Consider the following 858-nt stretch of genomic DNA (forward strand, 5'->3'; position numbering starts at 1 on the left):
ACCGACCGGCTGACCTCGGCGGGTGCCCGGATCACCCGGCTCGGCCCGGGCTTCGGCGCCGAGGTGCGCGGCATCGACCTCGGGCGCCTCGACGACGACCAGGTCACCGCGGTCCGCGAGGCACTCGTCGAGCACAAGGTGCTGTTCGTGCGCGGCCAGGACCTCGACGACGCCGCGCAGATCGACTTCGGCCGGCGGCTGGGCGAGGTCACCGCGGGCCACCCCGTGCACGACTCGGGCGACGTGGCGCCCGAGGTGTACTCCCTCGACAGCCAGGACAACGGCTTCGCCGACGTGTGGCACACCGACGTCACGTTCGTGCGACGCCCGCCCGCCATCTCCGTCCTGCGGGCCGTGGTACTGCCGCCCGTCGGCGGCGACACCTCCTGGGCGGACAGCCAGCTCGCCTACGAGTCGCTCTCCCCGGGGCTGCGTGCGTTGATCGACCCGCTCACCGCGGTGCACGACGGCAGCCGGGAGTTCGGCTACTACCTGGCCCAGAAGCGCAAGGGCCGCGGGAACCTGTGGGACGGCGAGGTGTTCACCGAGCTGGTCCCCGTGGAACACCCCGTGGTCCGTGTGCACCCCGAGAGCGGACGCAGGGGCCTGTTCGTCAACCCGGGGTTCACCTCGCACATCGTCGGCGTCTCCGAGCACGAGAGCCGGGGCATCCTCGACATCCTGTACGCCCACCTCACCAAGCCGGAACACATCGTGCGCCACCGCTGGCAGCCGGGCGACGTCACCCTGTGGGACAACCGCAGCACGTCCCACTACGCCAACCGCGACTACGGCGAACAGCACCGCGTCATGCACCGCATCACCCTCCGCGGGGACACCCCCGTGGGCCCCGTGCCG

At 71.9% G+C, this 858-nt stretch carries 1 protein-coding gene; it reads left to right on the forward strand.

The genetic code is table 11. From position 1 onward, the window contains the following. Positions 1-9 precede the first annotated feature (9 nt). On the forward strand, positions 10-858 hold an 849-nt coding region (locus IEZ04_RS34315), incomplete at its 3' end, for a TauD/TfdA dioxygenase family protein (protein ID WP_189220916.1).

This window comes from Streptomyces ruber (genome assembly GCF_014648075.1).
Classification (GTDB): domain Bacteria; phylum Actinomycetota; class Actinomycetes; order Streptomycetales; family Streptomycetaceae; genus Streptomyces; species Streptomyces ruber.